Annotated in this window: 7 protein-coding genes; 1 reads left to right on the plus strand and 6 read right to left on the minus strand. The window is 69.2% G+C overall.

Translation table 11 applies throughout. The features are described 5' to 3' along the window. The 4 genes from E1202_RS30835 to E1202_RS30845 form a co-directional block, all read right to left on the minus strand. Nucleotides 1-933, minus strand: a 933-nt coding sequence (locus E1202_RS30835) for an ATP-binding cassette domain-containing protein (RefSeq protein ID WP_132686833.1), incomplete at its 3' end; no start/stop codon positions are given. Then, a complete protein-coding gene (locus tag E1202_RS30840) occupies nt 930-1,580 on the minus strand; it encodes a TetR/AcrR family transcriptional regulator (RefSeq protein WP_235879138.1) in 651 nt (216 codons plus the stop codon). The genes E1202_RS30840 and E1202_RS30835, both read right to left, overlap by 4 nt. A 310-nt stretch (nt 1,581-1,890) precedes the next feature. Then, nucleotides 1,891-2,028 (minus strand): hypothetical protein, encoded by a 138-nt coding sequence (locus E1202_RS31655; RefSeq protein WP_165944039.1) that lies wholly within the window; start codon nt 2,026-2,028, stop codon nt 1,891-1,893. Between the two features lie 213 nt (nt 2,029-2,241). After that, nucleotides 2,242-3,789 carry an N-acyl-D-amino-acid deacylase family protein gene (locus tag E1202_RS30845; RefSeq protein ID WP_132686834.1) on the minus strand — a complete coding sequence of 516 codons (1,548 nt, stop codon included), beginning with the start codon at nt 3,787-3,789 and terminating at the stop codon, nt 2,242-2,244. Nucleotides 3,790-3,874: 85 nt separating this feature from the next. On the opposite strand from E1202_RS30845, the gene E1202_RS30850 reads away from it, so the two are divergent. Further along, nucleotides 3,875-4,924, plus strand: a complete 1,050-nt coding sequence (locus E1202_RS30850; protein ID WP_132686835.1) for a lipoate--protein ligase family protein — start codon at nt 3,875-3,877, stop codon at nt 4,922-4,924. On the opposite strand, the gene E1202_RS30855 is transcribed toward E1202_RS30850, so the two are convergent. Then, complete coding sequence (locus E1202_RS30855; RefSeq protein WP_132686836.1) at nt 4,925-5,149, minus strand: DUF5703 family protein; 225 nt, start codon at nt 5,147-5,149, stop codon at nt 4,925-4,927. It abuts the gene before it with no gap. Beyond that, nucleotides 5,146-5,797: YncE family protein (locus E1202_RS30860; RefSeq protein ID WP_132686837.1), on the minus strand; the 652-nt coding region annotated here is incomplete at its 5' end. The genes E1202_RS30855 and E1202_RS30860, both read right to left, overlap by 4 nt.

A 5,797-nucleotide genomic window follows, 5' to 3' on the forward strand; every position in this document is an offset into this window, starting at 1 on the left:
GGCGGCGGGGGCGTGGTGGGCGAGGGCGAGGTAGACGTCGTCGAGGGTCGGTTCGCCGAGCCCGAGGTCACCGATGTCGATGCCGGCGTCGTCGAGCGCGCGGACCACGTCGGCGAGCTGGCGGGAGGCGCTGACCGGGATGGTCAGGCGCGCCTGGTCGTGCGCGGGGTCGAAGCCCGCGGTGCGCAGCGCCAGCAGCGCGTCGCTGACGTTCGAGCTCTCGGTGAGGGTGGCGTTGACGGTGCGCTGGCCGACCTGGGCCTTGAGCTGCTCGGCGGTGCCGGTGGCCACGACCTCGCCGGCGGACAGCACGGTGATGGTGTCGGCGAGCCGGTCGGCTTCGTCGAGGTACTGGGTGGTCAGCAGCACGGTGGTGCCGTCGGCGACGAGGGTCTCGACGATCTGCCAGAGGTTGAGCCTGCTGACCGGGTCGAGTCCGGTGGTGGGCTCGTCGAGGAAGATCACGTCGGGGTGCCCGACGAGGCTGGCGGAGATGTCGAGCCGGCGGCGCATGCCGCCGGAGTAGGTGCGGGCCGGGCGCCGCGCCGCCTCGACGAGGTCGAAGGTGTGCAGGAGCTCGTCGGCGCGCTGCTTGGCCTCGCGGCGGTTCGCGCCGAGCAGGCGGGCGATGAGCACGAGGTTGTCGTAGCCGGAGAGCTGCTCGTCGACGGCGGCGAACTGGCCGGTCAGACCGATGCGGGCGGTGACCTCGCGCCGGTGGGTCACGACGTCGAGCCCGGCGATGGTGGCGGTTCCGCTGGTGGGCGGCAACAGCGTGCTGAGGATGTTGATCAGCGTCGTCTTGCCCGCCCCGTTGTGGCCGAGCAGGCCCAGCACGCTGCCTCGCGCGACGGAGATGCTGACGTCGTCGAGGGCGGTGACGTCCCCGAACTTCTGGGTGATGTGGTGCGCTTCGATGATCGGCTCGGTCATCGGGGCTCCCGGGGGTCGTCGGTGGTCTCGGCCAGGGCTCCGCGCAGCAGCACGTCGACGCGGGCGCGGATCGCGGTGGCGTGGTCGGCACCGGAGGTGTCCGAGGCGGTGGCCGTGAACCGGATGCCGAGCACGAGCGCCTGCAGGTAGGCGGCGAGGTCTTCAGGTGGGATCCGCAGCTCCTGCGGATCGACCAGCGAGGCGAGGGCGGTGGTGAGGTCGCGGATGAACTGCTCGCGGACCTCCGGAAGGCCGGCGGGCTTTCCCTCGGGGCCTCCGCGCAGGTCGAAGCCGGAGGCGGCGAGCGTGTGGACGAGCTCGCCGAAGCTGGTGAAGTGGTCGAGGAACAGCTGAGCCGCCTCGGTCAGCCTGGCGGCGACGTCGATGTCGCGGGGGACGGCGCGCACGGTCGCGCACAGCTCGTCCGGGCGCAGCGCGGCCGTCACGCAGGCCTGCAGCAGCTCGGTCTTGTCGGTGAAGGCCCGGAACACGGTGCCCTCGGCGATCCCGGCGGCGTGAGCGATCTGCTTGGTCGTGACGTGCGCGCCGTGCTCGCGCACGAGCGGCAGGACGGCCGTGACGATCGCTTCGCGCCGCTGCTCGGGGCTCATCGCCGAGGCACGCCGGCGCGGTGGTTCAGAACTCACGCCATCAAGATAGGAGTGAGTGCTCACTCATGTCAATGAGCGAGCACTCACTCAGTCGTCCCCGGGCTGCATCCCCGGGAGCCTACGCCGAGGACCGATTCTCCCGGGGATCGTCGAGGGCCGCCCGGATTCATCGAAGACGAAGGCTTTAACAGGTTATTACCGTCTGTGACTTCAGTGTCGAATGAAACGAAAGCTTGGACGCCGAAGCTCGCCAGGGAAGTCGCTGTCAGCCAGGAGGAGGGGAGGGCGCGCCGCCTGGTCCTGGGAGGTGTTGCTGCGACCGTGGGCGGCGCGCCGGCTCGGCGGGTCAGTCGTAGCCGCGGATGACGTGGCTCTCGTCGTCTTCGGTCTCGACTGAGTCCCGGCGGGTCTGGACCGGGAGGTCCAGGTCCACGTCCGGGTCGAAGGAGTCCTGCGGGGCGACCCGATGATCTGAGAGCGTCATGGCGGGGCTCCTCTCGGCAATGGATTTCACCGGCCGATCGTCCGTCGCGAGTGGACAGATCGCATGTGGGACGCGCCACACACGCCGGGGAATCCCCCGGACGAGCTGGCTTTCTTCTCAGTATTAGCGTCTATAGCTTCAGTGGTGGATGAAATAAATGCTCCGCATCAGCACCTCGCCAACCGACTCGAGAAGAAGCTCGGGACGGCCAGATCAGGCCTGGGGCGTCAGGCGGGTGCCGGCTCGGGGGCCGAGGAAGTTGCCGCCATCGACGACGGTCCTGCCGGCCAGGCACACCCACGGGATGCCCGTCGGTGCCCGCATCGGGTCCTGGTAGTCGCCGACGTCCAGGACGGTGTCGGCGTCGAAGGCCACGAGGTCGGCGACCTTGCCCGGGGCGATCAGACCGCGGTCGGGGATCCGGAACGTCTCGGCGGGCAGGGAGGTCATGCGGCGGATGGCTTCGGGCAGCTCCAGCACGCGGCGTTCGCGGACGTAGCGGCCCAGGAGCCGGGGGAAGGTGCCGGTCATGCGCGGGTGCGGTCTGCCGCCGTTGCCGGGTGGCAGACCGTCGGAGCCGATCATGGTGCGGGTGTCGCGGAGGGCGAGTTCGAGGTCGTCCTCGTGCATCGAGAAGTGGATCATCGCCACGCGGAGCTCCTCGGTCACCAGGAGGTCGATGAGGGCGCTGACCGGGTCGGTGCCGCGGTCCTCGGCGATGTCGGCGAGGGTGCGGCCCTCGTGGCGGTGGCTGGGCGTGGTGGCGATGAGGATGCGGTCGAAGTGGGTGGTCCGGCCGATCGCGGCGGTGAGCTCGGCGCGGGCGTTGGGGGCGGTGAGCTTGGCGAGGGTGTGCTCGGAGTCGCCGCCGAGGTAGTCGGTGGGCAGCACGGAGGTGAGGGTGGTGGAGGAGGCTGTGTAGGGGTAGACGTCCTGGTGGACGGTGTGCCCGGCTTCGCGGGCCTGGCGGATGCGGTCGAGGGCGTCGGGCATCCTGCCCCAGTTGCGCGGGTGGGTGGCCTTGAGGTGCGACAGGTGGGTGCGGCCGGCGACGTGGCCGATGCGCAGGGCTTCGTCGATGGCGTCGAGGAGGTGGTCGCCTTCGTCGCGCATGTGGGTGGCGTAGAGGCCGTCGCCGCCGAGGACGTCTGCCAGCGCGGTGAGCTCGTCGGTGGTGGCGAACAGGGCCGGTGGGTAGATCAGGCCGCTGGAGAGCCCGAAAGCTCCTGCGGTCATGCCTTCTTCGAGCATCGCGCGCATGCGGTGCAGCGCGTCGGCGTCGGTGGCCGCGTCGGTCATGCCGGTGGCGGCGACGCGCAGGGTGCCGTGTCCGATGAGCGGGCAGTGGTTGGTGATGTGGCCTGCGGTGTCGGTGGCGTGGAAGAGCTCGGCGAAGCCGGTCCAGGTGGGGTTGAGGGGTGGGAAGAGGCGTTGCAGGAAGGCGTTGTGGACGTCGGCGTGCGTGGTCGTGCGGGGTGCGAGGCTGAATCCGCAGTTGCCGACGACTTCGGTGGTGACGCCTTGCAGGATCTTGGTGGTGTCGTGGTCGGTGAGCAGGGGTGCGTTGTCGGCGTGCGAGTGGACGTCGATGAAGCCGGGTGCGAGGACGAGGCCGGTGAGGTCGCGGTGCGGGTGGTGTTGGGGCAGCGTGCCGGGTGGTCCGACGGCGGTGATGTGGTGGTCGTCGATGAGGACGTCGGCGGGGCGCAGGGGTGTGCCGGTGCCGTCGGCGATGAGTGCTCCGGTGAGCAGCTCGGTCATGGGGTGCCTTCCTGGGAGCTGGGTCTCATCGGGAGATTCCGGTGGCGGGGCGTGGTGTTGTCGATGTTGTGGGAGAGGGGGCGGTGTGCGCGGTGAGGTGAAGGTTCCGGGCGGGAAGTTGGTGGTGGTCGACCTGGAGGTGGTCGATGGCCGGTTGTCGGACGTGCGGTTGAGCGGGGATTTCTTCCTGGAGCCGGATGAGGCGTTGGAGGCGATCAACGCGTCGTTGGTGGGTGCGCCGGTGTCGGCGGAGCCGGAGGAGTTGGTGCGGCGGATTCGGGGTGGGTTGCCCGAGGGCGCGCGGTTGGTGGGGTTCGGCGCGGAGTCGGTGGCCACGGCGGTGCGTCGTGCGTTGTCGCGAGCGTCGGAGTGGGGTGATCACGAGTGGGAGTTGGTGCGTGAGGGGCCGCGGTCGCCGTTGATGCACATGGCTTTGGACGAGGTGTTGGCCGAGGAGGTGGGTGCTGGGCGTCGGGGTCCGACGTTGCGGTTGTGGGAGTGGTCGTCGGCTGCGGTGGTCTTGGGTGCGTTCCAGTCGGTGCGCAACGAGGTGGATCTGGGTGCGGCGGTGCGGCTGGGTGTTGAGGTGGTGCGTCGTGTAACCGGTGGTGGGGCGATGTTCGTGGAGCCGGGGAACACGGTGACGTATTCGCTGTACGCGCCGCCGTCGTTGGTGGCGGGGATGTCGTTGGCGGAGTCGTATCCGTTCTTGGACGACTGGGTGTTGGGTGTGCTGCGGGATCTGGGGCTGGATGTGTGGTATCAGCCGTTGAACGACATCGCTTCTGGTGGCGGGAAGATCGGTGGTGCGGCGCAGAAGCGGGTGGCTTCGGGTGCGGTGTTGCACCACGTGACGATGTCGTACTCGATCGATGGTGCGAAGCTCGGTGAGGTTCTGCGCGTGGGCCGGGAGAAGCTGTCGGACAAGGGTGTCGCGAGCGCTGCCAAGCGGGTGGATCCGCTGGCGCGGCAGACGGGTTTGGCGCGTGAGGTCGTCATCGAGCGGCTGATCGAGGGGTTCCGGTCGCGGTTCGGGCTCGTGGAGGGGCCGGTGAGCGCGGCGGAGGAGGCTCGCGCGAGGGCGTTGGTGGAGTCGAAGTTCGCGACGGATGCCTGGTTGTGGCGGGTGCGGTGATCAGGTGATGACGTTGGGGATGCCGGGGGTGTTGCGTTTGCGGCGGAGCCAGATCTTGCGGGTGCCGTCGGCGTAGAGCAGGACGCGGGAGAGTTCCCAGCCGGAGTATTCGGCGTGGATGCTGAGTTGGGTCGCTGCGCTGATGCGGGTGATGCCGGGTGGGAGGCGCAGCGGCCGGTATTCCCAGTCGGTGTCGGTTTCGGGGTTGTCGGTTTGTGCGCTCACATTCTCACCACCTGGTATCCGGCGCCGTTGGCGGAGGCGATGTAGAGGGTTTTGGTGTCGGGGTCGATGGTGATGGTGTCGGGTTGGCTGATGGTGGGGATGCGGTGGCGTTCTCGGGGTTCGCCGCCTGCGATGTCGTAGCCGACGAGTTCGTTGGTGGCGGTGAGGGTGACCCAGGCGGTGTCGGTGGTGGGGTCGTAGGTGAGTGCGTAGGGGGCGCCGGGGACGGGGTAGCGCTGTTTGAGGATGAGGGGGTCGGTGCTGAAGGCGAGGAGTGCTTGGCCGCGGGTGTCGATGGTGAGGATGCGGCCGTAGCGGTCTTGGGTGGTGTTGGTGGCGCCTTCGCCTGCTCGGAGTCCTGCGCCTTTGTCGCCGGTGGTGGTGTTGATGGGGGTGATGGCGGTGGTGAGGCGGTCGAGGACGTAGATCTGGCCGTTGTGGTGGAGGAGTTGTGCGGGGCCTTGGAACTTGTCGGTGGTGGTGGCGGGTTGGCCGTTGTTGAGGATGGTGATGGTGCCGGTGTCGCGGAGGGCGACGGCGGTGCGTTGGGGGTCTAGGTCGAGGGCGTCGACGGGTGCGCCTGGTACGGGGGTGGGGTGTGCGGTGGTGGTGCGCAGGTCGATGCGGGTGATCTGGTGGGCGTCGGGG

Origin of the sequence: Saccharopolyspora karakumensis, from assembly GCF_004349225.1 — a bacterium.
Lineage (GTDB): Bacteria > Actinomycetota > Actinomycetes > Mycobacteriales > Pseudonocardiaceae > Saccharopolyspora > Saccharopolyspora endophytica.